Source organism: Amycolatopsis sp. NPDC006131 (assembly GCF_040614175.1).
Classification (GTDB): Bacteria; Actinomycetota; Actinomycetes; order Mycobacteriales; family Pseudonocardiaceae; genus Amycolatopsis_E; species Amycolatopsis_E tucumanensis.
Genome location: NZ_JBEXTX010000087.1, coordinates 12,410 through 34,252 on the forward strand (window position 1 = coordinate 12,410; position 21,843 = coordinate 34,252).

Below are 21,843 nucleotides of genomic sequence, written 5' to 3' on the forward strand. Positions count from 1 at the left end.
GGTCAGTCCTCCGGCTTCCAGGGCAGCGGCACCACCAGGCAGGGCCCGCCGACGAACAGCCCGCCGTCGATGCCCAGCACCTTCCCGCCGGCGTACAGGTAGGGCGCCTCGATCTGGCTGGGGTGGATGCCGAGCTGGTCGGCGATCACGCTGTGCCCGTGCACGATCCGCTCGCCGCCCAGCTGCTCCAGCAGGTAGTCGGCGATGTCCGGGCCGTGCGGGCCGCGGAAGGCGTAGCGCGTCGTCATGCGGCGCCACACGTCCCACCACTCCACCAGGTCGTCGCCGACCAGGATTTCGCGCACGGTGGTGTTGATGTCCTCGGCGTCGTCGCCCCAGTCGAGGTATTCGACGGTGTCCGAGTGCATCAGCAGGTGACCGGCGGCGTGCGCGATCAGCGGCCTGCTGGTCAGCCACTCGACGTGCTCGTCGGTCAGCGCGTCCTGATCGGACAGCTGCCCGCCGTTGATCTCCCAGCTGCGGGCGAAGCTGCGCGGCCCGAAGTCGGACGGCACCTCGGTGTCGCCGAAGCGGTGCATGCCCAGCAGCAGGATCTCGTGGTTGCCCAGCAACGTCCGCGTCGACCCGCCTGCCTCGGCCGCCTGCCGGTGCAGCCGCATCACCAGGTCGATCACGCCGATCCCGTCCGGGCCGCGGTCGACGAAGTCGCCGAGGAACCACAGGTGCGCGTCCTCGCCGGACCAGTCGCCGGACTCGTCGACCAGCCCGGCGCGGCGCAGCGCTGCCACCAGCGGTTCCCGGTGCCCGTGCACGTCGCCGACGACGTAGGTGCGCTGGTGGTCACTCATCCCTCGACGATAGGCGGTTGCCGCAGGTCAGGTGAGCACCGCCCCGTCCCCGAACGGGTCCTGCGTGCGGCCGACCAGGTCCGCGATCGAGTCGAGCACCAGCGTCGGCCGGTACGGGTACCGCTCGGCCGACTCCTTGGTGGAGATGCCGGTGAGCACCAGGATCGTCTGCAACCCGGCCTCGATGCCCGAGTGCACGTCGGTGTCCATCCGGTCGCCGATCATGATCGTGCCCTCGGAGTGCGCGCCGAGGCTGCGCAGCGCCGACCGCATCATCAGCGGGTTCGGCTTGCCCACGAAGTACGGCTGCCGCCCGGTGGCCCGCTCGATGAGGGCCGCTATCGACCCGGTGGCGGGCAGGCTGCCCTCCAGGCTGGGCCCGGTGGCGTCCGGGTTGGTGGCGATGAACTTCGCGCCGGCCTCGATGAGCCGGATGGCGCGGGTGATCGCGGTGAAGCTGTACGTCCGGGTCTCGCCGAGCACCACGTAGTCCGGGTCGCGGTCGGTGAGCACGTACCCGGCCTCGTGCAGCGCCGTGGTCAGCCCGGCCTCGCCGATGACGAACGCCGACCCGCCCGGCCGCTGGCTGTGCAGGAACTTCGCGGTCGCCAGCGCGGAGGTCCAGATGCGTTCCTCGGGCACGTCCAGCCCGGTGCGCAGCAGCCGGGCCCGCAGGTCGCGCGGGGTGTAGATGGAGTTGTTGGTCAGCACCAGGAACGGGGTGTCGTTGGCCCGCAGCTCGGCGAGGAACTCGTCGGCGCCGGGCACCAGGTGCTCCTCGTGCACCAGCACGCCGTCCATGTCGGTCAGATAGGTCCAACGGCTCATGCCTGAAGACTAGCCGGGTGCACCGTCACCGCGGTGGCCTTGATCGCGAGCCGCACCGGCACACCCGGCTCCAGGCGCAGGTCAGCGACCGCGGCCGGGGTGAGATCGGCGGACAGGCCGTCCGCCCAGCCCTCGCCCGCGGCCCGGACCCGGATCACCGGTCCGTGTGGTTCGAGCGCGCCGACGACGGCCCCGATCGTGTTGCGCGGGCTGCCCGGGTGCCCGTCCTCGGCGGGGTGGACCGACACCGCGCTCGGCTCGAACACCGCGACCGCCGGTTCGCCGGTGACCGCGTCCGGCGACAGGATCCCGGCGACCAGGCCGCCGTCCGCGGTCCGCAGCCCCTCGGCGACCGCTGTGCCGGGCACCAGGTTGAGCCCGGCGATCCGCGCGGTGAACGCCGTTCGGGGCGCGGCCAGCACTTCCCGCGTCGGACCGCGTTCGACCACCCGGCCCGCGGCCAGCACCACGACGTGATCGGCCAGCGCCAGCGCGTCCAGCGGATCGTGGGTGACCAGCACCGTCGAGCGGTGCGGGTCGGCGGCGAGCACCCGCCGCAGCAGGCCGCGGATGGCCGGAGCGGCGTCGACGTCGAGCGCCGCCAGCGGCTCGTCGAGCAGCAGCAGGTCCGGGTTCCCGGCCAGCGCCCTGGCGACCGCGACGCGCTGCGCCTGACCACCGGAGAGCTGCGCGGGCTTGCGCTCGGCGAACTCGGCCGCGTCCACCTCGGCCAGCCAGCGCCGGGCGATCTCCCGCGACTCGGCGCGCCCCGCTCCCTTGGACCGCGGCGAGAACGCCACGTTGTCCACAATGGACAGGTGCGGGAAGAGCAGCGCGTCCTGCGACAGCAGGCCGACGGCCCGGTCGTGCGCGGGCAGGTCGTGCAACTCCCGCCCGCCGAGGGTGATCACCGCCCGGTCCGGGCGGAACAGCCCGGCGAGGCACCCCAGGATGCTCGACTTGCCGGAGCCGTTCGGGCCAAGGATCGCCAGCACGCTCCCGGCGGGCACGTCGAACTCCGCGGACAACGCGAAGGTGCCGCGGGTCAGCTCGATCTCGGCGTGCAGGCTCACCGGGCGGTCCCCTCCAGCGCCCGCGGACGGGCGACCGCGATGACCACGACCGCGACGACGATCAGCAGCAGCGCCAGCGCGACCGCACTGTCCACATCGGCCTCGGCCTGCACGTAGACCTCCAGCGGCAACGTCCTCGTCACGCCTTCGTAGCTGCCGGCGAACGTGATGGTCGCGCCGAACTCGCCCAGCGCGCGGGCGAAGCTGAGCACCGCGCCCGAGCCGAGCGCGGGCAGCAGCAACGGCAGCGTGACCCGCCGGAACACCGTCCACGGGCGGGCGCCCAGGGTCGAGGCGATCTGCTCGTAGCGGTCGCCGCCGCTGCGCAGCGCGCCCTCCAGGCTCACCACCAGGAACGGCATCGCGACGAAGGTCTGGGCGATGATCACCGCCGCCGTGGTGAACGGGACCTGCACCCCGGCCGTCACGCCCAGCAGGTAGCCGAGGAACCCCTTGCGGCCGAGCAGGTACAGCAGCGCGAGCCCGCCGACGACCGGCGGCAGGACCAGCGGCAGCAGCACGACCGCGCGCAGCACCCGAATCCCGCGGACGGTCGAGCGGGCGAGCACGACCGCCAGCGGCACGCCGAGCACGATGCACGCCACCGTCGACACGGCCGCGGTCTCCAGCGACAACCGCAGCGCGGTGAGGGCGGCGTCGCTGACGATCAGCTCCGGCAGGCGACGGAGGTCGGTCCGCACGAGCAGGCCGACCACCGGCAGCACGACGAGCGCGAGGGCGAGCACCGCGGGCACCCACAGAACCCACGGCACCCGCCGGGTCCTACGGAGCGCCAAAACCGGCCTTCTGCAGCTCGGCCCGGCCCTGCTCGCCCAGCACGAACTCGACCCACTGCTTCGCGAGTCCGGCCTGCGGGGCGTCCTTGACGACGGCGATCGGGTAGGAGTTGACCGCCTGCGCCGCCTCCGGGAAGTCGACCCGGCCGACCTTGCCCGCGGCGCTCGCCGCGTCAGTCACGTAGACCAGGCCGGCGTCCGCGTCCCCGGTCTGCACCTTGTTCAAGACCTGCTTGACGTCCTGCTCCTCGCTGGCGGGCCGCAGCGTCACCCCGGTGCTCCGCTCGACCTTCTCCGCCGCGGAGCCGCACGGCACCTGCGGGGTGCAGACGATGACGGTCAGCCCGCCCCGCGCGAGGTCGGCGAATCCCGTGATGCCCTTCGGATTGCCCGGCGCGACGGCGATGGTCAGCCGGTTCGTCGCGAACACCGACGGCGCGCCGTCGACCACCCCGGCCTGCACGGCCTTGTCCATGTTGGTCTGGTCGGCAGAGGCGAACACGTCGGCCCGCGCGCCGTTCGACAGCTGCTGCACCAGCGCGGACGAGCCGGCGAAGTTGAACTTGACCTCGGTGCCCGGGTGCGCCGACTCGAACGCCGTCTTCAACCCGGTGAACGACTCGGTGAGCGAGGCCGCGGCGAACACCGTCAGCGTCTGGCTCTCGCTCCCGCCCGACGACGACCCGCAGCCGGTGATCATCAGCACGGCCGCGGCCACGAGGGCGCCCAGCTTCTTCAACTCTGTCCTCCCGGAGTCTCGACGACCACGGTGGTCGCCTTCACCACCGCGACCGCCAGCGATCCGGGCTTCAGGTCCAGCTCCCGCACCGCCTCGGCGCTCATCAGCGACACCACGCGGAACGGCCCGCACTGCAGCTCGACCTGGGCCATCACCTTGTCCACGACCACGTCGGTGACCAGGCCGACGAACCGGTTGCGGGCGGAGCGCCCGACACCGGAGGGGTCGTTGGGACGGGCGGCCTGCTCACGCGCGAAGGCGGCGAGCTCCGCGCCGTCGACGACCTTGCGGCCGGCGCCGTCGGTGGTGGCGGCCAGCTGCCCGCCCCGCACCCAGCGCCGGACGGTGTCGTCGCTGACGCCGAGCAGCTCGGCGGCTTCGGACAACCGGAATTGCGGCATGGAGGCGAGATTACTTCCGCAATTGCGGAAAAGCTATGGGGTTTGCCCGAGAACGTCCGCACGCAAGAGGTCGAGCAGTTCGTTCTGGTACCGCTCGATCGCGTCGCGTTCGGCCGGGCTGAACTTCTCCAGCACCTTCTCGGTGATCACGAGCGCCGACTCGAACAGCGGCGCGATCTTCTCCTCGTCCAGCGGCAGGACCTCGACGAGGACCTTGCGGCGGTCCCGGACGTCCCGCACGCGGCGCACGAAACCCGCGCGCTCCAACCGGTCGATCACGCCGGTCACCGCGCCGGTGGACAGGCCGGTGAGCTTGGCGATCTCCCCCGCGGTCAGCGGACCCTCCGCGCGGGCGGCCAGGTCGAGGGCCTTGTGGTCGGTGGCGGACAGCCCCAGCTTCTCGGCGATCTGGGCGTGCCGGAGGACGGCGAGGGTGCTCGATTCCCGGCCGATCTCGGCGAAGCGGGCGAGCACGTCGCCGGGCACCGGGTACCTTTTTTCCTCCGGCATCCGGCGCGTCCCTTCCCAAGTGGTCTTCGCAGTTGAAACACTCTGCTACTGAGACATTCTAGTGAGGATCCACGGTGTGGTCGGCGGGTTAGGCTGGTGTCAATGAGTGCGGTAGATCTCGGGCTCCCCCGCGTGCCGGGCACACGCGGAACCACGCAGCCCCGCCCTGACAACCCCGCCCTCGTCGACACGTTCGGCCGCGTCGCGACGGATCTGCGCGTGTCGCTGACCGACCGCTGCAACCTCCGCTGCACGTACTGCATGCCGGCCGAGGGCCTGCCGTGGCTGCCCGGTGACGACGTGCTCACCGACAGCGAGCTCCTGCGGCTGCTGCGGATAGCGGTCGAACGCCTCGGCGTCACCGACATCCGGCTCACCGGCGGCGAACCGCTGTTGCGGCCCGGGCTCGAGCACCTGGTCGGGGAGATCACGGCGTTGCGCCCCCGGCCCCGGCTTTCCATGACCACCAACGGGATCGGGCTCGCCAAGCGCGCCCGTGCGTTCGCCGAAGCGGGCCTGGACCGGATCAACATCTCGCTCGACACCGTCGATCCCGAGACGTTCGTGCGGATCACCCGGCGCGACCGGCTGAGCCACGTGCTGGACGGCCTCGCCGCCGCCCGGAACGCGGGGCTGGACCCGGTCAAGGTGAACGCGGTGCTGCTGCGCGGGATCAACGAGCACGAGGCCGCGCCGCTGCTGCGGTTCTGCCTCGACCACGGCTACCACCTGCGGTTCATCGAGCAGATGCCGCTGGATGCCCAGCACGGCTGGAACCGCGCGGACATGGTGACGGCGGAGGAGATCTTTTCCTTGCTCAGCAAGGAGTTCACCCTCTCGCCGAGCCCGGAGGCGCGCGGCGGGGCGCCTGCCGAGCGCTGGCTCGTCGACGGCGGCCCGGGCGACGTCGGGATCATCGCGTCGGTCACGCGCCCGTTCTGCGCGGCCTGCGAGCGCACGCGCCTGACAGCCGACGGGGCCGTGCGGTCGTGCCTGTTCAGCAACGACGAGACGGACCTGCGCGCGTTGCTGCGCGGCGGGGCGGACGACGAGGCGATCGCCCAGGCCTGGCGCACGACGATGTGGGGCAAGCTGGCCGGCCACGAGATCAACGACGCCGGCTTCGCCCAGCCGATCCGGCCGATGAGCGCGATCGGGGGATAGATCTTGACCATGAGCGTCCGGGTGCGGTATTTCGCGTCCGCGCGCGCGGCCGCGGGCGTGGAAGAAGAGGTACTCCAGCTGCCTGCCGGCGCGTCCGTCGCCGAGGCCGTCGTCGCTCTCCGTGATCTTCATCCGGAGACCCTGCCGCGGATCCTCCAGGCGGCCAGCTTCCTCGTCGACGGGGTGGCCGTCCGCGACCGTTCGCGGCCCCTCCCGGAGGGGGCCGAACTGGACGTCCTGCCGCCCTTCGCGGGCGGTTGAACGGGGTTCACGATTGGCCCAACCGTGCCAGAACGACGTGATCCAGACCTCACGATCGGTGAAATATCTCGACTTGGAAACGGCCAGGTAACGGCGCGCTGACCAGGAGAAACGACGAGATCGGCATAGGTTGCGCGATGTTACTGTGATGTAGGACACACCTCGAATAATTTCCGATCACGCTCGCCGTTACGTACCGTCGCTTTTCGGCTGGCCCCGACCGGCCAAGGCAACACCGGGATTCCGAGCGCCAAACCCTGTCCGGCGGAATCCCGGACCAAACCCCGAGCGAAAGAAGGTTTTCCGGACAGGGACGGAGAGGGTCGGACCCGAGCGTTTTTCGCGAAGGCCCGATTGGCTCGCCCGGACCCCGCCGGGTGGAGCAGGACCCGTGAGGGTTCGCCTCGCAGCTTCGGCCCGTCGGTGCGAAAGCCGAGTTGATGGAATGTCCTACCGAGGCAAGCACCGCAAGATGTCCCCCGCCGCTCGCAACATCGCCCGCGTCGCTGTCGCGGGTCTCGCGGTCGGCACCCCGCTGGCGATCGCCGCGACCCCCGCGCAGGCCGCCAGCGTCAACTGGGACGCCATCGCGCAGTGCGAGAGCGGTGGCAACTGGAGCACCAACACCGGCAACGGCTACTACGGTGGTCTGCAGTTCTCCGCCAGCACCTGGAAGGCCTACGGCGGCACCGGCAGCGCGGCGAACGCTTCCCGCGAGGAGCAGATCGCCGTCGCCGAGCGCGTCCTGCAGGGCCAGGGCATCGGCGCCTGGCCGGTCTGCGGCAAGAAGGCCGGTTCTTCGGCGAGCTACAAGGGCAAGAACACCCAGGGCTCGACCCAGAAGAAGGCCACCACGCCGAAGAAGTCCACCGCTCCGAAGAGCACGCCGAAGAAGAGCACCCCGGCTCCGGCCGTGAGCGTTCCGACCTCCAACCCGAACGGTGACTACACCGTGGTGGCCGGCGACACGCTGTCCGGGATCGCCAAGAAGTTCAACGTCGAGGGCGGCTACCAGAAGCTTCAGGAGCTGAACTCGCAGTACATCTCGAACCCGAACCTGATCCTGGTCGGGCAGAAGATCGCCACGAAGTGACGCTGGGGGTGTCCGGCAGCCCCACCGCAATCCCCCGGGTGGTGGGGCGCCGGCGCCCTGGCGGTTCGGGTTCCACCCGTCCCGCCTGCGTCAGGGCGAGTTGACCCACTCGTCCGTGCCATCGGTGAAGTGCTGGTGCTTCCACACCGGCAACTGGGCCTTCACCTCGTCGACCAGTTCGGCGCAGGTGGCGAAGGCCTCGGCCCGGTGGTCGGCGGACACGGCGCAAGCGAGTGCCACGTCCCCGATCTCCAGGGCTCCGATCCGGTGGCTGACGGCGATCGTCCGCACGCCGCTGCGGCGGCCGGCGACCTGAGCGACCACGCGGGCGAGCACATCGCCCGCGCTCGGGTGTCCCTCGTAGAACAGGGACTTCACGCCCTTGCCGCCATCGTGGTCGCGGACGACGCCACCGAAGGTCACCACCGCTCCGGCGGACTGGTCGTCCACGAGGGCCGCGTGCTCCTCGACGGACAACGGCTGATCGGTCACCTCGGCCCGCGCGATGTGCGCGGTCGCCTGGGTGGCCGTCGGCGTTTCCGGGGTCTTCGTTTCCGGGGTCTTGGCGGCGGGCGCTTCGGCTGTTTCGGTGGCCGGGCGCGGGTGGTCGCCGCCCGCGAGCTGGTCGACGGCGTGCGTGAGCACCCCGTCGAGCACGCCGAGGCCGTCCTTCACCCCGCCGCGTGAGCCGGGCAGGTTCACGACGAGGGTGCGGCCGGCGACACCGGCCACGCCGCGGGACAGCACCGCGGTCGGCACCTTCGGCAGTCCGGCGGACCGGATCGCCTCCGCGAGGCCCGGCAGCTGGTGGTCCAGGAGCGGCGCCGTGACGTCCGGCGTGCGGTCGGTGGGCGAGATCCCGGTGCCACCGGTCGTGATGACCACCTGCACGTCGTCGTCGAGCGCCTCACGCAGCGCCTGGGCGACCGGGTCGCCGTCGGGCACCACCCGCGGTTCCGGCACGTCGAAGCCGCGCTCGGCCAGCCAGGCGACGATCACCGGGCCGGTGTGGTCGGCGTAGACACCCGCCGAAGCCCGGTTCGACGCGACGATCACCCGCGCGGTGCGCTTGTCGTTGCTCATGGCCGCTCCCACACGCCGGACTTGCCGCCGAGCTTGCGCTCCAAACGGACCCCGTCCAAGGTGGCTGCGGGGTCGACGGCCTTGATCATGTCGTGCACGGTGAGCCCCGCGACGGCGACGGCGGTGAGCGCCTCCATCTCGACCCCGGTGCGATCGGTGGTCTTGACGGTCGCCGTGATGCGCACTTCGGCGGGCCCGAGGTCGAACTCGACCTTGACGCCGGACAGGGCGATCTGGTGGCAGAGCGGGATCAGGTCCGGCACCTTCTTGGCGCCCATGATCCCGGCGATGCGCGCGGTCGCGAGGGCGTCGCCCTTGGGCAGCCCATCCCGCGACAACAGGTCGATCACCTCGGCGGTGGTGTGCACAACCCCCGTGGCGACGGCCGTCCGAGCGGTGGCCTGCTTGCCGGAGACGTCGACCATCCGGGCAGCGCCCTTCTCGTCGACGTGGCTCAGTTCACTCACGAGACAAGGCTAAACGCCGAGCCCCACTCGCCCGGTGAAGGGGCATCCGAGCCACCGCAGTCCGCCTGCATGCGGAAGGACCGGGCGGGCGTTCCACAGGGCCTTAGCAGCGGCCCGGACCCACCCCGCCCCGCGGCGACACCCGAAGGGGCGTGCAGCGGTCGTCCGACATTTCCAGGCCTCGCCTCGGAGAGGCTCGGGCAGAAGCCCACAGGCCACGCCATCTCACGTGCACCACCAACCGCACCGCCTGGGGCGGCCTCCCACCAAGCCCGCCAACCGCGCCGCCACCCCGCCACGCGTGCTACCGGCCCAGCCCACAACCGCACCCCCACCCCGGCGAGCCAAGCCGGACAAACCACCTGCCACCCCACAACCCCACCCCGGCCAGGCCGGGCGGCGGCCCGCCCGCCGCCCGACCCGCCCACCGGCGGCCGGTCAGGCCGGCTGCGTGGGCTGGTTGATGCGGATCGCGTTGCCGAAGGGGTCCCGCAGGCCGCAGTCGATGCCGTACGGGCGCTCGGTCGGCTCCTGCGTGAACTCCACGCCCTTCGCCAGCAGCTCCTCGTACGTCTTGCGGCAGTCGTCCGTCGTGAGGCCGATCCAGCCGCCCGTCGCGCCCTTCGCGAGCAGCTCGCGCACCTGCGCGGCGGTCGCCTCGTCCATCGCGGGCGGGCCGGGCTTCTCCAGGAGAATCTCGCGCCCCGGCTCGCCGGGCACGCACACCGTCAGCCACCGCATGAAGCCGAGGTCCTGGTCGACCTTCACCTCGAGCCCGAGCTTCCCCACGTAGAAGTCGAGCGCCTCGTCCTGGTCGGTCACGAAGATCTGGGAGAGAGTGATCGCGTTGAACATGTCCGCAACGCTAATCAACCGGCCCCGCCCCTGGCTTCTCCGAAACTGCTCGGCCGCGTCCAGGCCATCGCGAAACACGTGGGCGCCGCCACCGCCCCGGCGCCTGCTGCCCGATACTCCGACGGCGACTGCCCCACGATCTCGCGGAACGTCCGGCTGAACGTGCCCAGGCTGGTGAACCCCACGGCGAGGCAGATGTCGGTGATGCTCCGATCGCTCTCCCGCAGCATGAACATCGACCGCTCGACGCGCCGCCGCTGCAGGTACCGGTGCGGCGTCTCCCCGAAGGTGGCCCGGAAAGTGCGGATGAAGTGCGCCTCCGAGACGTGCACCATCCGGGCCAGGGCCGCGACGTCGAGGGGCTGCGCGTAGGCACGGTCCATCGCGTCGCGGGCCCGCAGCATCCGCCGGTTCGACTCCTCGACGGCGCGGCTCATCAGCTCGTGGCGCCGGACTTCCGGGCCGCCGCCTTGACCGCCTCCGCGACGGCCGGGGCCACCGCCGAGTCGAACACGCTGGGCACGATGTAGGAGGCGTTGAGCCGGTCGTCCACCACGTCGGCGATCGCGTTCGCGGCGGCGAGCAGCATCTCGTCGGTGATCTCGTGCGCCTGCGCGTCCAGCAGACCGCGGAACACGCCGGGGAACGCGAGCACGTTGTTGATCTGGTTCGGGTAGTCGCTGCGCCCGGTGGCCACGACCGCGGCGTGCTTCTGCGCCTCCAGCGGGTCGATCTCCGGGTCCGGGTTGGCCAGCGCGAACACCACCGCGTCCGGCGCCATCGTCGCGACCTGCTCGGCCCCGAACAGGTTCGGCGCGGACACGCCGATGAACACGTCGGCGCCGACGAGCGCGTCGTGCAGCGTGCCGGACACCTTGTCCTTGTTCGTGTTCTCGGCCAGCCACCGCAGGTTGTCGTCCAAATCGGACCGGCCGAGGTGGACGATGCCGTTGATGTCGGCGGCGATGATGTCGCCCGGCTTCTTGTGCATGAGCAGCCGCATGATCGCCGAGCCGGCCGCGCCCGCGCCGCTCACCACGATCTTGCAGTCCTCGATCTCCTTGCCGACCACGCGCAGCGCGTTGCGCAGGGCGGCGACCACGACGATGGCGGTGCCGTGCTGGTCGTCGTGGAACACCGGGATGTCGAGCTGCTCGCGCAGCCGCTTCTCGATCTCGAAGCAGCGCGGCGCGGCGATGTCCTCGAGGTTGATGCCCGCGTACACCGGCGCGAGCGCCTTGACGATCTTGATGATCTCCTCGGTGTCCTGGGTGTCCAGGCACACCGGCCACGCGTCGACGTCGGCGAACTTCTTGAACAGCGCCGCCTTGCCCTCCATCACCGGCAGGGCCGCGGCCGGGCCGATGTTGCCGAGGCCGAGGACGGCCGAACCGTCGGTGACGACCGCGACCGTGTTGCGCTTGATCGTCAGGCGCCGCGCGTCGGCCGGGTTGGCCGCGATCGCCTGGCACACCCGCGCCACGCCCGGCGTGTACGCGCGGGAGAGGTCGTCACGGTTGCGGAGCTGGACCTTGGGCGACACCGACAGCTTGCCGCCGAGGTGCATGAGGAAGGTGCGGTCGGAAACCTTGCGCACCCGCACGCCGGGAAGCGCGTCGAGGGCCTCGGTGACGACCTCGACGTGGTCGGCGTTGGAGACGTTCGCCGTGATGTCGACGACGATCGCGTCGGAGTGGGACTCGACGACGTCGAACGCGGTGAGCACGCCGCCGACCCGGCCCACCGCCGAGGTGAGGTCGCCCGCGGCGCTCGCCGACGGCGGCGCCTCGACACGAACGGTGATCGAATACCCGGGGCCGGGAACCGGCACGGCAGTAACCCCCTGCTGTCTACTTGTTGATCTCGGTCTCGGGGTGCACGTACGGCACGGTCTCGAGGGGGAACGTCACGTTCCCGAACGGCGACAGCGCGCCCTGGCGGTCCGCCGAGAGCTCGGTGACCGGGTGCTCGCCGTCCGGCAGATGCGGCCAGGTGGGGTCGATACGACCGCTCTTCTTGTCCTTGTCGCCCTTCGCCACTTCATCCTCCAGTGCTCGGCACCTACGGTCCCCAGTTTGCCTCACAGCCGCCCGAACCCGATGGTCAGGGCGGGTATCCTCGATGTGATGCCCGCGACCTCCCTTGCGGACTGGCTGCGGTCCGCGTCCGACGACGAGCTGGGCGCGCTCCTGCAGGCCAGGCGCGACCTGGCGACCCCGCCACCGTCCGACAGCACAGTGCTGGCCACCCGCGCCGGCACGGCCGGATCGGTCGCCAGGGCGATGGAGGACCTGGACACGTTCACCCTTTCCGTGCTCGACGCGCTGCTGGTCGCCGACGCGGACACCGAAGCCGTCCCGCTCGCCGCGATCAGCGAGCTGGTCGGCGCGGACGTCCGGCCCGCCGTGGACCGGCTGCGGTCGCGGGTGCTGGCCTGGGGCGACGACGACGCGGTCCGCGTCGTCCCCGCCGCGCGCGAGCTGGCCGGGCCGTTCCCGGCCGGGCTCGGCGCGTCGGCACCCGGGCTGGACGTCGAGTCCGCGCTCGCCGAGGTCGGTGACGACGAACGCGGCCTGCTCGGCGCCCTCGCCGCCGGCCCGCCCATCGGACGTACCCGGGACGCGGCGGCCGAACCGTCGCTGGACGCGGGGGCGAAGCCGGTGCAGAAGCTGCTCGCCCGCGGGCTGCTGCTGCGCCGCGACGACGAAACGGTCGAACTGCCCCGCGAGGTGGCGATCGCCCTGCGCGGCGGCCGGATCTGCTCGCCGAAGGCGCTGCGCGAGCCGGAGCTGCCGACGAGCCCGCATCAGCAGTCCACAGTGGATGAGACGGCCGCCGGTGAGGCGATGGAGTTCCTGCGGCAGACCGAATCGCTGCTGACGCAGTGGTCGGAACAGCCGCCGCCGGTGCTGAAGTCCGGTGGTCTCGGGGTGCGGGAGCTGCGGAAGCTGGCGCGCGAACTGGACACCGACGACACCCGCGCCACGCTGCTGGCCGAGCTGGCGGCGGCGGCCGGGCTGGTCGCGGACAGCCAGAGCACCAGCCCGGAGTGGGTGCCGACGACACTGGCCGACTCGTGGCTGGCGTCCGAGCCGGCGCAGCGGTGGGTCATCCTCGCCGAGGCGTGGCTGGACCTGCCGCGGCTGCCCGCGCTGGCCGGTCAGCGCGACGTGAAGGACAAGCCGATCGTGCCGCTGTCCGACGAGCTGCGGCGGCCGCTGGCGCCGTCGGTGCGGCGGCGGGTGCTGGGCACGCTGGCCGAGCTGCCGCGTGGCACGGGTGTGCACGGCGCGGACGACCTGGTCGAGCTGCTCGCGTGGCGGGCGCCGCGGCGTGGGGGGCGGTTGCGGGACGAGGCGGTGCGGTGGACGTTCGCCGAGGCGTCGGCGCTGGGCGTGATCGCGCTCGGGGCGCTGACGACGGCGGGCGGAGCGCTGCTCGCGGGTGATCGCTCGGGCGCGCTGAACGCGGTGTACGACGCGATGCCGAAGCCGATCGGGTACGTGCTGGTGCAGGCCGATCTGACGGTGGTCGCGCCGGGGCCGTTGGAGATGGACCTGGCGACGGAGATCGCCGCGGTGGCCGACGTCGAGTCCGCCGGGCACGCGACGGTGTACCGGATCACGGAGGCGTCGGTGCGGCGGGCGCTGGACACCGGCCGGACCGCGGACGAGCTGCACGAGCTGTTCCGGAAGCGGTCGGCCACCGAGGTGCCGCAGTCGCTGACGTACTTGATCGACGACGTGGCGCGGCGGCACGGCAGGCTGCGCGGCGGGGCGGCCGGGTCGTTCCTGCGGTGCGACGACGAGGTGCTGCTCGCGGAGGTGATGGGCAACGCCGTGTCGGGCGAGTACGAGCTGCGCCGGATCGCGCCGACGGTGCTGGTCAGCCCGTACTCGCTGGCGGAGGTGCTGGACGGGCTGCGGGCGGCCGGTTTCGCGCCGGCGGCCGAGGGTCCCGACGGGCGGGTGGTGGACCTGCGCCCGTCCGGCAGGAGGATCCCCGCGCGCCCCCGCACGGCGCGGCGGGTGGTGCCCGAGCCGTCCGGGTTGACCGGCGAGCAGGCCGCGTCGGTGGTCACGCACATCCGGGCGGGCGACCGGGCCGCGGCGAGCCGCAAGGGCACGGCGGTGCGCCTCCCTGGCGGCGGCGGAGGCTCCGACACGGCCGCGACGATGGCGTTGCTGGCGCGGGCGCACCGCGAGCAGCGGGAGGTCTGGATCGGCTTCGTGGACGCCCACGGAACGGCCAGCCAGCGAATCGTGACGCCGACCCACGTGGGCGGCGGAGTCCTGATCGGCCGGGACGATGAGCGGTACCCCCTGCACCGCATCACGTCGGCCGCCCTGGTGGACGACTGAGCCTTCTTTGGGGCGGCTGCGGCTCAGAGGCGTCGCAGGCCCTGGAGCACCCGGTCCATGAACTCGCGCGAGGAGCGGTCCCCGAAGGACAGCCCGGACTGGTGGATCAGCACCATCCCGGCCGCATCCAAATCGCTGACCAGCACCTTCACCACGTTGAGCGGCAGGTCGAGGTACGCGGCGATCTCCGCGATCGAGCGGGCCTCCGAGCACAGCGCGCAGATCCGCCGGTGCTGCACCCCGGTCACCGCCTGCGGCACGCGGCCCCGGTCGGTGGTCGAGACCAGCGCCTCCAGCGCCAGCTCGTAATCCGGCCGGGTGCGGCCTCCCGTGCGGGCGTACGGGCGCATCATCATCCGCGTCCGTACCGACGGTTCCGAGCCCCGCGTCTGCGCGGGCGGCACTCCGGCCCCGCGGGTGCCGACAGCAGTCCGGACGCCGACCGCGGCACCTGCACCGGCCGTCGGCCAGCCGGCCTCCAGACCAGTCCGGGCGGCAGCGTCCAGATCGGCGCCGGAGGGCCAGTCGGCGTCGGGACCAGCCTGCCAACCGGCACCCGCGTCGGGACCGGCCTGCCAGCCGGCACCGGCATCCAGACCCGCGTCCCGGCCGCCACCAGCCTCAAAACCTGCGTGCCGGCCGCCCACGTCACGACCCGCGCGCCGGCCGCCAGCCTCAACGCCCGCGTGCCGACCAGCGCCCGCGCCACTCAGCGATTCAGCACCAGCCCCACTCAGCGACCCAGCACCCGCGCCGCTCAGCGAAGCGCCTCCAGCCCGCCCACCAGCACCGGCCCGCGACACGGCATCCGCATCAGACACAGTCGGCCAGCCGGCAGTCGTCCGGGAAGCGGCTCGTCCGACGCCGGGTGACGGCCGCACCGGCGTGCGCACCGGCAGCACCACCGGCTTCTTCGTCAGCACGAACCGCGCCGGTGAGTCGATCCCCTCGCGGTCGGTGCCCTGGTGCAGCCGGTCCCACGCATCCACCGCGGGCCGCCCGGCCCCCTGCGAAAGTCCCCGCATCAGCGCACGCCACCCTGGAGCTGGTTGCGCAGCTCCGGCGTCATCTGCATCCCGACGCGGTCGACCAGCAGCGTCATCTCGTACGCCACCGTCCCGATGTCGGAGTTGGGCGCGGCCAGCACGGCCAGGCTCGACCCGTCGCTGATCCCCATCAGGAACAGGTACCCGCGCTCCATCTCGACCACCGTCTGGTTCACGAAGCCCGCTTCGAAGCACCGCGCGGCACCGGAGGTCAGGCTCACCAACCCGGACGCGACCGCGGCCAGCTGGTCCGCCCGGTCCTTCGGCAGGCCCTGAGACCCGGCCAGCAACAGACCGTCGGCGGAGACGACCACGGCGTGCGCCGCGCCCGGGACCCGTCGCACGAAGTCGGTGATCAGCCAGCCGAAGCCGAAGCCGCTCGACTGCTGTGCCGATGCCGTCATGTGCCTCCTCACCGGTCGAGCCTGTTCTGCGATTATTCCGACCAGGGTATTGCCGAACCCGGCCCTGTCGACCTGCCGCCCGGGGTGATCTCACATCGATTCACCCTTCCGGCGGCACGGTTACCCGATCACCCCGGTTGTAACGCGCGGTCCCGGTTGATCGCGTGCTCCACGACCGTGATCAGCACCTGCTTGGCCGACTCCTTCTCCCGCGCGTCGCAGGCGATGATCGGCACCGACTCGGAGATCGTCAGCGCGTGGCGGACGTCCTCGATCTGGTGGTGCAGCAGCCGGTCGAAGCAGTTGATCGCCACGATGTAAGGCAGCTTCCGGTTCTCGAAGAAGTCGATCGAGGGGAACGCGTCCGCCAGCCGCCGGGTGTCGACCAGCACGACCGCGCCGATCGCGCCGACCGCGAGGTCGTCCCACATGAACCAGAACCGGTGCTGCCCCGGGGTGCCGAAGACGTACAGCACGAGATCGTCGCCGAGCGAGAGCCTGCCGAAGTCCATCGCGACCGTCGTCGTCGCCTTGTTGGGCGTGGCGGTCGTGTCGTCCACCGACACGCTGGCCTCGGTCATCACCGCCTCAGTGGTCAGCGGATCGATCTCCGAGACCGCGCCGACCAGGGTCGTCTTGCCCGCACCGAAGCCGCCGGCGACCACGATCTTGGCCGACTGCGTCGGTCCCGTCGCGGCCGACGTGTTCGCGTCGGAGTCAAATTCTCCGAAGCCCACTGAGCACCCTCTCCATGAACTCGATACTGGGACGATCGCCGACGACCGACGTCGTGGAATGGACCAGGACCAGGCCGAGATCGACGGCGTCGCCGATCAGCACCCGCGCGACCCCCAGCGGCATGCGCAGGTACGCCGCCACCTCGGCCACGGAGCGCGTGTCCAGGCACAGTCCGCAGATGGACCGGTGCTCGGGCACCCGCACCCGGTCGAGCATCCGTCCCCGCTCGCTGGTCGAGACGAGTGCTTCGATCGCCAGATCGTAGCTGGGACGTGTCCGCCCGCGCGTCCGGAAGTACGGCCGGACCAGACCGGAGGTCTCCTCCGCCGCCACCGGCGCGGGCACCGGCGGGAAGCTCGGGTGGCTCTCCGCGGTCGGGTTGGGCCGCAGCTCGCCTGCCGGGGCCAGCGGCCCGCCCGGGTCGCCGAACAGGTCCGCCGCCGGACCGGACAGCAACCGGTCGCCGCTGAACTCCGGGTATTCGGTCGCCCCGTAGCCCGGTGGCTCCGGGTCGCTCAGGGTACTGGACCGCTTCTCGCCCGCGGCGGCCCGGCGCAGGCGCCAGGCGCGGTCGACCTTGGCCCGGAACGTGCTCCAGTCCTCGGTCCGCGCCGCCTGAGCCTCGTCCGGCCAGGCGGTTTCGGCGTCGTCGTCCAGCCGTCCCGAGCCCACGCCCGTCGGCTGCCCACCGTCCACTGCAGTCCCTCTCGTGCCCGGCGCGCTCAACCGCGCGCGGCTCCCTGGAGCTGTGCCCGCATTTCGGGCGTCATCTGCTGACCGACCCGATCCACCAGAAGCGTCATTTCGTACACCACGAGGCCGATGTCGCTGTCGGGGGACCCCAGAACCGCGAGACAGGACCCGTCCGAAACCGACATGAGGAACAGGAAGCCGTTGGCCATCTCGACCACCGTCTGAGCCACGGGCCCGCCCTCGAACACCTTCGACGCGCCCCGTGCCAGGCTGGTCAGCCCCGACGCCACCGCGGCCAGCTGGTCCGCGCGGTCCTTCGGCAGCCCCCGGGACGCGGCGAGCAGCAGCCCGTCCGCCGACACCACGACGGCGTGCGCCGCACCGGGCACCCGGTGCACGAAGTCCGTGATCAGCCACGCGAAGCCGTTCCGCGGCGCCTGCGGCGTGGAGCCTCCCGGCTGCAGCGATCCCGCCCGTGTCACTCCTCACTCCTCACTGCCTCGTCCGGCGGGGTGGTTCCCCCGCCACTCACCGGATCACCCTGGTCATAGGGGCCCGGCGTGCTCTCCTGCAGCGCGTGCCGGCCACTCACGTAGCCGCGCTGGAAGCTCGCCATGCGTTCCCGCGCCGCCTCGGCGGAGCGGGCGAGCGCGCCCTGCCCCGGCCTGCCGACGGTCGTGTCGGTGAAGGCGTCGGTCTCGCCCACCGGGATCGAACCGGGGACGAGGTGCGCGTTCGGCACCCGCTTCGGCAGCCCGGCCGGAGTGATCTCCTCCTCCCGCGACTCGAGCAGGGATTGCGCCGCGCGCCAGCCCTCATCGGACACACTGTGCCAAAGATCGGCGCTTTTGTCGTCGGCCTCGGGGGCTTCCTCGGCCGCCGTGGGGGGTTCCTCCTCGAGGTCGCCGCTCACCGAGGCGGGGTCCTCCCCCTCCGCACTGAACCACCTCGACACAACCGACTGGTAGATCGGCAGCCGCTTCGTCGGCACGTCGTCGTCGAAGATGCTCTCGTTCGACGGCGGCTCCTCGGCAGGCTGCTCGGTGACCGGCACGTACTGCGGCTCGCGCTTGGGCAGCGCCAGCGACCCGAAGTGGTTCGGCTGCTCCTCCGGCTGCGGCGGGGTGAGGCCGTTCGGCGGCGGCTCCTCGGCGCGCGGCTTGCCCCGGCTCAGGTAGGCCGCGTCGGTCGAGCCGGCGACCAGGTCGTCGAGGCTGATCGGCTGGTCGAGGGGCCGCAGCACCCCGGTCTCGGCCTCCTGGGCCGGCTCGCGGCGCGACAGGTTCGACGGGGTGCGCTGGGCCGGGACCGGCGGCAGGTTCGGCGACGAGGTCTCCGCGGGTCGCGGCATCGGCTCCCGCGCGACCGGGCCGAGCAGGTCCGGCGGCACGACGATGCGGGCGATCACGCCGCCGTCGATGTCCTCGTTCTCCCGCAGGCGGACCTCGATGCCCTGCCGCTGGGCCAGTCGCGCGACCACGTACAGGCCCATCCGCCGGGTCACCGACACGTCCAGGTCCGGCGGGTCGGCGAGGCGCCGGTTGGCCTCGGCGATCTGCTCGGGCGACATGCCGACACCGCGGTCGGTGATCTGGATGGCCAGCGCCTTCTTGCGCGTGACCACGGCCCGGACGCTGACCTTCGTCTCCGGCTCGGAGAAGTAGGTGGCGTTGTCCAGCAGCTCGGCGAGCAGGTGCACCAGGTCGTGCACGGACGGGCCGCGCACCGCGACCTCGGGGATCGCGCCGACGTCGACCCGCGCGTACTGCTCGATCTCGGACACCGCGGCGCCGATCACGTCCGCGGCGGAGACCGGCTTGGGCATCGACTTGCTCAAGCCCGCGCCGGAGAGCACCAGCAGGCTCTCGCCGTTGCGGCGCAGCCGGGTCGCCAGGTGGTCCAGCTCGAACAGGCTCGCGAGGTGGTCGGGGTCCTGCTCGTCGGCCTCCAGCAGGTCGATCACCGCGAGCTGGCGCTCCACCAGCCGCTGCGACCGGCGCGAGAGGTTGACGAAGATGCCGTTGACGTTGTCGCGGAGCAGGGCCTGCTCGGCGGCGAGGCGGACGGCCTGGCCGTGCACCACGTCGAAGGACCTGGCGACCTGCCCGATCTCCTCGGTGGTGTGGACCGGCACCGGCTCGATCGCCTTGGCGGCGGCCGCGGCCGGGTCGGCCTCGCGCATGATCCGCTCCACCGCGTCGGGCAGGTGCACCTCGGCGACCTGCAGGGCGGTCGAACGCAGTGTCCGCAGCGGCCGGATCAGCGAACGCGCCACGACGTACATCAGCGTGAGCACCAGCAGGAGCCCGGCGAGGATGATCGCGACCGTGATCAGCAGGTTCTGCTGCTGTGCGCTGATCAGCCCTTCGGTGTAGGTCCTGGCGTCGTCGAGCAGCCGGTTCTGGACCTGGCTGATCAGGTCGAGCGTCTGCGACGAGGACTGCGCGACCGCGCCCGGGTCGATGGCCAGCGCGAGCGGCGGGTTCGCCTGTGCGCGCAGCAACGCCAGCTGCTGCAGGGTGAACCGCTGGGATACCTGCGGGCCGGACAGGGTGGTCGAGTAGTCCAGCTGGGCCTGCGGGGTGGCGACGGCGTTGAACCGGTCGATGGCGGCGACCAGGTTCGACTGCGCGGTGGTGAGGTTCTTCAGCTCGGCCGGGTCGAACCTGCCGCGGATCGCGGCGCTGCGCAGGTAGGAGTTCTGCTGCGCGGAGAACTCCTTGGCGTCGGCGAGGAAGCCGAGCGCCTCGTGCCGGTCCTGCAGGCCCTGGTCGGTGATGTCGGCGTCGAACTCGTCGGCGATCAGCTGCAGCGCGTCGATGACCCCGGTGTAGCCGGCCTGCGCGGCGAGGCTCGGGAAGTCCGCGGCGCCCGCCGAGGAGCGCAGCTGGCTCAGCCCGTCGAGCCGGGCGAGGCCCTGCTGGTAGCGCGCGGACGTGGCGTCGTCGCTGATCGCGGCGACCTCGCTGACCGCGCCGCGCACGGTGTCGGCCGCGTTCTCCGCGGTGCTGATGGCGTCGTCGAGCTCGGCCCGGTCGGCCGGACGGCCGGAGGCGATCCAGGCCGACATCGCGTCCCGCTCGCGCTGTAGCGCGTCGACCTCGGCGGCGACCTTCTGGCTGAGTTCGATGCGTTGTTCGGCGTGCTGGTAGACGGTCATCGTGTCGAAGCTGTCGTACACGCGCAGGCCGGCCAGGGACAGCGCGGCGGCGGTCGGCACGGCGACCACCGCGGCGATCTTGGCGTTGACGCGCCAGTTCGCGAGACCGCGGACCCGACGGCCGCCGTCACCACCGGTCGATGCTCCGATCGCGTTGTCCTGCGCGCCGACGTCGTTACTCTGCGCGACAGGCGACTCCGCCGGGGACACTGCCTTGCGACCGCGCTCCCCGCTCGTGGGCTGGGGCACCGAGGACTTCCTTCCCGGTTCGAGCTGTCCAGTTTCCGCGTTTCCGCGCTCGGGTTCCACGCCATGAGAACCAGGACGTGAATGGTTAACACGGGGCCACCCGATTGGGGGTAGAGGCTATCGGCTGCCGGGATGAAAGGGAAGCCGGGCAGATGCCTCTCACCACGAACTTTAGCGGTCACCCCGGTGACGAATTCTCACCAACTGTCTCAGGAACAGAGCGACTGCACGTCACGCTGCGTGCAGTCGCATGGCCCTTGTTCAGTGTTACCTATCTCACTATCCGGAAGGCGGGACAGGCCTGTGACACGTTGCGCGGAAACGTCCCACAGTGACCCTCGGAACCTCACAGGGGCTTGACGCGGCCGTTGGAACTGCACGATCCTGCGCCTTACCTCGTGATCTACTGCCACCCGTTCGGGTACCCCTTGCGTCACCGAGAGTAGATAGGGGCGACAGGCTCCACTTCCAGGAGGGATCCGGCCACACCATGACGGCTTCGACACGGCGACGGCGCCTCGCGGTCCTGCTCACGGCGGTCGCGCTCGGCGCGGTGACCGCCTGCACCTCGAGCGGGGGCGCGGTACCGGACAGCGGCGGGAGCGCGGACCAGGAGCAGAGCCTCCTCGACCGCGCGCCGGTGGCGTCCGACGCGGACCTCGCGACCAGCCCGACGGCGCAGGCGATCAAGCAGCGCGGGCAGATCCTCATCGGCAGCCAGCTGGACACGCCGCTGCTGTCCCAGCAGAACCCGACGACCGGCCAGACCGAGGGGTTCGACGCGATCCTCGGCAGGTTGCTGGCGAAGTACATCCTGGGCCAGCCGAACGTCAAGATCGTCAATTCCACGTCGCAGATCCGCGAGGCGTTGCTGCAGAACAACACCGTCGACGTGGTTCTGCACACCTATTCGATCACCCCCGCCCGCGCGGAGAAGGTGTCCTTCGCCGGGCCGTATTTCGTGTCCGGGCCCGCGATCATGGCGCGCAAGGGCGATTCGAGCGTCACCAAGCCCCAGGACCTGAAGGGCAAGCGGGTGCTGGCGGTGACGAACTCGACCGGCTCGGCCATGGTCCAGCAGTTCGAGCCGGCGCAGGTGATCACGCTGAGCA

The 21,843-nt window shown here is 71.7% G+C and carries 24 protein-coding genes; 5 read left to right on the forward strand and 19 right to left on the reverse strand.

The window, feature by feature from the left end; genetic code table 11:
* Nucleotides 1-2 precede the first annotated feature (2 nt).
* From ABZ215_RS32435 to ABZ215_RS32465, 7 genes are read right to left on the reverse strand one after another with little or no spacing between them, the layout of a single operon-like run.
* The gene (locus ABZ215_RS32435; protein ID WP_020416923.1) at nucleotides 3-809 is read right to left on the reverse strand and encodes a metallophosphoesterase family protein; all 807 of its coding nucleotides are present in this window, start codon (nucleotides 807-809) and stop codon (nucleotides 3-5) included.
* 27 nt (nucleotides 810-836) lie between these two features.
* Nucleotides 837-1,637 (reverse strand): HAD-IIA family hydrolase, encoded by an 801-nt coding sequence (locus tag ABZ215_RS32440; protein ID WP_026153557.1) that lies wholly within the window; start codon nucleotides 1,635-1,637, stop codon nucleotides 837-839.
* The gene (locus ABZ215_RS32445) at nucleotides 1,634-2,710 is read right to left on the reverse strand and encodes an ABC transporter ATP-binding protein (RefSeq protein WP_354954002.1); all 1,077 of its coding nucleotides are present in this window, start codon (nucleotides 2,708-2,710) and stop codon (nucleotides 1,634-1,636) included. The genes ABZ215_RS32440 and ABZ215_RS32445 overlap by 4 nt, the downstream gene beginning before the upstream one ends.
* Entirely contained in the window at nucleotides 2,707-3,483 is a 777-nt protein-coding gene (locus tag ABZ215_RS32450; protein ID WP_020416925.1) for an ABC transporter permease, read from the reverse strand. The genes ABZ215_RS32445 and ABZ215_RS32450 overlap by 4 nt, the downstream gene beginning before the upstream one ends.
* 10 nt (nucleotides 3,484-3,493) lie before the next feature.
* On the reverse strand, nucleotides 3,494-4,246 hold the full coding sequence (modA, locus tag ABZ215_RS32455; RefSeq protein WP_354954004.1) for a molybdate ABC transporter substrate-binding protein: 753 nt from the start codon (nucleotides 4,244-4,246) through the stop codon (nucleotides 3,494-3,496).
* A complete protein-coding gene (locus ABZ215_RS32460; RefSeq protein WP_020416927.1) occupies nucleotides 4,243-4,647 on the reverse strand; it encodes a helix-turn-helix transcriptional regulator in 405 nt (134 codons plus the stop codon). Before ABZ215_RS32460 ends, modA begins: the two co-directional genes overlap by 4 nt.
* Before the next feature lie 33 nt (nucleotides 4,648-4,680).
* Complete coding sequence (locus tag ABZ215_RS32465) at nucleotides 4,681-5,157, reverse strand: MarR family transcriptional regulator (protein ID WP_039791268.1); 477 nt, start codon at nucleotides 5,155-5,157, stop codon at nucleotides 4,681-4,683.
* A gap of 102 nt (nucleotides 5,158-5,259) precedes the next feature.
* Here ABZ215_RS32465 and moaA point away from each other — a divergent pair, with 102 nt between their 5' ends.
* The 3 genes from moaA (at nucleotide 5,260) to ABZ215_RS32480 (ending at nucleotide 7,675) form a co-directional block, all read left to right on the forward strand.
* Nucleotides 5,260-6,321, forward strand: coding sequence for a GTP 3',8-cyclase MoaA (gene moaA / locus ABZ215_RS32470; RefSeq protein ID WP_354954006.1), 1,062 nt, complete (start codon nucleotides 5,260-5,262; stop codon nucleotides 6,319-6,321).
* 9 nt (nucleotides 6,322-6,330) lie between these two features.
* Entirely contained in the window at nucleotides 6,331-6,582 is a 252-nt protein-coding gene (locus tag ABZ215_RS32475) for a MoaD/ThiS family protein (RefSeq protein ID WP_020416930.1), read from the forward strand.
* 445 nt (nucleotides 6,583-7,027) lie between these two features.
* Entirely contained in the window at nucleotides 7,028-7,675 is a 648-nt protein-coding gene (locus ABZ215_RS32480) for a transglycosylase family protein (RefSeq protein ID WP_020416931.1), read from the forward strand.
* A gap of 90 nt (nucleotides 7,676-7,765) precedes the next feature.
* Here ABZ215_RS32480 and ABZ215_RS32485 read toward each other — a convergent pair whose 3' ends face one another.
* The 6 genes from ABZ215_RS32485 to ABZ215_RS32510 all read right to left on the reverse strand — a co-directional run bounded on the left by ABZ215_RS32485 (nucleotide 7,766) and on the right by ABZ215_RS32510 (nucleotide 12,119).
* A complete protein-coding gene (locus tag ABZ215_RS32485) occupies nucleotides 7,766-8,758 on the reverse strand; it encodes a molybdenum cofactor biosynthesis protein MoaE (protein WP_354954008.1) in 993 nt (330 codons plus the stop codon).
* Nucleotides 8,755-9,225, reverse strand: coding sequence for a cyclic pyranopterin monophosphate synthase MoaC (moaC, locus tag ABZ215_RS32490; RefSeq protein ID WP_020416933.1), 471 nt, complete (start codon nucleotides 9,223-9,225; stop codon nucleotides 8,755-8,757). Before moaC ends, ABZ215_RS32485 begins: the two co-directional genes overlap by 4 nt.
* A gap of 438 nt (nucleotides 9,226-9,663) precedes the next feature.
* On the reverse strand, nucleotides 9,664-10,080 hold the full coding sequence (locus ABZ215_RS32495; protein ID WP_354954010.1) for a VOC family protein: 417 nt from the start codon (nucleotides 10,078-10,080) through the stop codon (nucleotides 9,664-9,666).
* A 14-nt stretch (nucleotides 10,081-10,094) separates the two neighbouring features.
* Complete coding sequence (locus ABZ215_RS32500) at nucleotides 10,095-10,517, reverse strand: helix-turn-helix transcriptional regulator (RefSeq protein WP_354954012.1); 423 nt, start codon at nucleotides 10,515-10,517, stop codon at nucleotides 10,095-10,097.
* Complete coding sequence (locus ABZ215_RS32505) at nucleotides 10,517-11,911, reverse strand: NAD-dependent malic enzyme (RefSeq protein WP_354954014.1); 1,395 nt, start codon at nucleotides 11,909-11,911, stop codon at nucleotides 10,517-10,519. Before ABZ215_RS32505 ends, ABZ215_RS32500 begins: the two co-directional genes overlap by 1 nt.
* Before the next feature lie 19 nt (nucleotides 11,912-11,930).
* Entirely contained in the window at nucleotides 11,931-12,119 is a 189-nt protein-coding gene (locus ABZ215_RS32510) for a hypothetical protein (protein WP_017985268.1), read from the reverse strand.
* Nucleotides 12,120-12,206: 87 nt separating this feature from the next.
* Between ABZ215_RS32510 and ABZ215_RS32515 the strand changes: the two genes are divergently transcribed.
* Entirely contained in the window at nucleotides 12,207-14,441 is a 2,235-nt protein-coding gene (locus ABZ215_RS32515) for a helicase-associated domain-containing protein (protein WP_354954016.1), read from the forward strand.
* A gap of 23 nt (nucleotides 14,442-14,464) precedes the next feature.
* On the opposite strand, the gene ABZ215_RS32520 is transcribed toward ABZ215_RS32515, so the two are convergent.
* From ABZ215_RS32520 to ABZ215_RS32545, 6 genes are all read right to left on the reverse strand, one after another.
* The gene (locus ABZ215_RS32520; protein ID WP_017985270.1) at nucleotides 14,465-14,797 is read right to left on the reverse strand and encodes a DUF742 domain-containing protein; all 333 of its coding nucleotides are present in this window, start codon (nucleotides 14,795-14,797) and stop codon (nucleotides 14,465-14,467) included.
* Between the two features lie 668 nt (nucleotides 14,798-15,465).
* Entirely contained in the window at nucleotides 15,466-15,891 is a 426-nt protein-coding gene (locus ABZ215_RS32525; protein WP_017985271.1) for a roadblock/LC7 domain-containing protein, read from the reverse strand.
* A 128-nt stretch (nucleotides 15,892-16,019) separates the two neighbouring features.
* Nucleotides 16,020-16,628, reverse strand: coding sequence for an ATP/GTP-binding protein (locus ABZ215_RS32530; protein WP_017985272.1), 609 nt, complete (start codon nucleotides 16,626-16,628; stop codon nucleotides 16,020-16,022).
* Nucleotides 16,609-17,325 carry a DUF742 domain-containing protein gene (locus ABZ215_RS32535; RefSeq protein WP_354954018.1) on the reverse strand — a complete coding sequence of 239 codons (717 nt, stop codon included), beginning with the start codon at nucleotides 17,323-17,325 and terminating at the stop codon, nucleotides 16,609-16,611. The genes ABZ215_RS32530 and ABZ215_RS32535 overlap by 20 nt, the downstream gene beginning before the upstream one ends.
* A 26-nt stretch (nucleotides 17,326-17,351) precedes the next feature.
* Nucleotides 17,352-17,804: a roadblock/LC7 domain-containing protein gene (locus ABZ215_RS32540; RefSeq protein ID WP_017985274.1), complete on the reverse strand. Its 453-nt coding sequence runs from the start codon at nucleotides 17,802-17,804 to the stop codon at nucleotides 17,352-17,354.
* On the reverse strand, nucleotides 17,801-20,731 hold the full coding sequence (locus tag ABZ215_RS32545; protein ID WP_354954020.1) for a nitrate- and nitrite sensing domain-containing protein: 2,931 nt from the start codon (nucleotides 20,729-20,731) through the stop codon (nucleotides 17,801-17,803). The genes ABZ215_RS32540 and ABZ215_RS32545 overlap by 4 nt, the downstream gene beginning before the upstream one ends.
* 490 nt (nucleotides 20,732-21,221) lie before the next feature.
* Between ABZ215_RS32545 and ABZ215_RS32550 the strand changes: the two genes are divergently transcribed.
* Nucleotides 21,222-21,843 (forward strand): transporter substrate-binding domain-containing protein (locus ABZ215_RS32550; protein ID WP_354954022.1); only part of this gene is annotated, 622 nt, incomplete at its 3' end.

Excerpts from the sequence above, each read along its gene's own strand:
- ABZ215_RS32435 (WP_020416923.1), bottom strand. The coding sequence starts at position 809 with ATGAGTGACCACCAGCGCACCTACGTCGTCGGCGACGTGCACGGGCAC.
- ABZ215_RS32440 (WP_026153557.1), bottom strand. The coding sequence starts at position 1,637 with ATGAGCCGTTGGACCTATCTGACCGACATGGACGGCGTGCTGGTGCAC.
- ABZ215_RS32460 (WP_020416927.1), bottom strand. The coding sequence starts at position 4,647 with ATGCCGCAATTCCGGTTGTCCGAAGCCGCCGAGCTGCTCGGCGTCAGC.
- ABZ215_RS32465 (WP_039791268.1), bottom strand. The coding sequence starts at position 5,157 with ATGCCGGAGGAAAAAAGGTACCCGGTGCCCGGCGACGTGCTCGCCCGC.
- moaA (WP_354954006.1), top strand. The coding sequence starts at position 5,260 with ATGAGTGCGGTAGATCTCGGGCTCCCCCGCGTGCCGGGCACACGCGGA.
- ABZ215_RS32475 (WP_020416930.1), top strand. The coding sequence starts at position 6,331 with ATGAGCGTCCGGGTGCGGTATTTCGCGTCCGCGCGCGCGGCCGCGGGC.
- ABZ215_RS32480 (WP_020416931.1), top strand. The coding sequence starts at position 7,028 with ATGTCCTACCGAGGCAAGCACCGCAAGATGTCCCCCGCCGCTCGCAAC.
- ABZ215_RS32485 (WP_354954008.1), bottom strand. The coding sequence starts at position 8,758 with ATGAGCAACGACAAGCGCACCGCGCGGGTGATCGTCGCGTCGAACCGG.
- ABZ215_RS32495 (WP_354954010.1), bottom strand. The coding sequence starts at position 10,080 with ATGTTCAACGCGATCACTCTCTCCCAGATCTTCGTGACCGACCAGGAC.
- ABZ215_RS32500 (WP_354954012.1), bottom strand. The coding sequence starts at position 10,517 with ATGAGCCGCGCCGTCGAGGAGTCGAACCGGCGGATGCTGCGGGCCCGC.
- ABZ215_RS32515 (WP_354954016.1), top strand. The coding sequence starts at position 12,207 with ATGCCCGCGACCTCCCTTGCGGACTGGCTGCGGTCCGCGTCCGACGAC.
- ABZ215_RS32520 (WP_017985270.1), bottom strand. The coding sequence starts at position 14,797 with ATGATGATGCGCCCGTACGCCCGCACGGGAGGCCGCACCCGGCCGGAT.
- ABZ215_RS32525 (WP_017985271.1), bottom strand. The coding sequence starts at position 15,891 with ATGACGGCATCGGCACAGCAGTCGAGCGGCTTCGGCTTCGGCTGGCTG.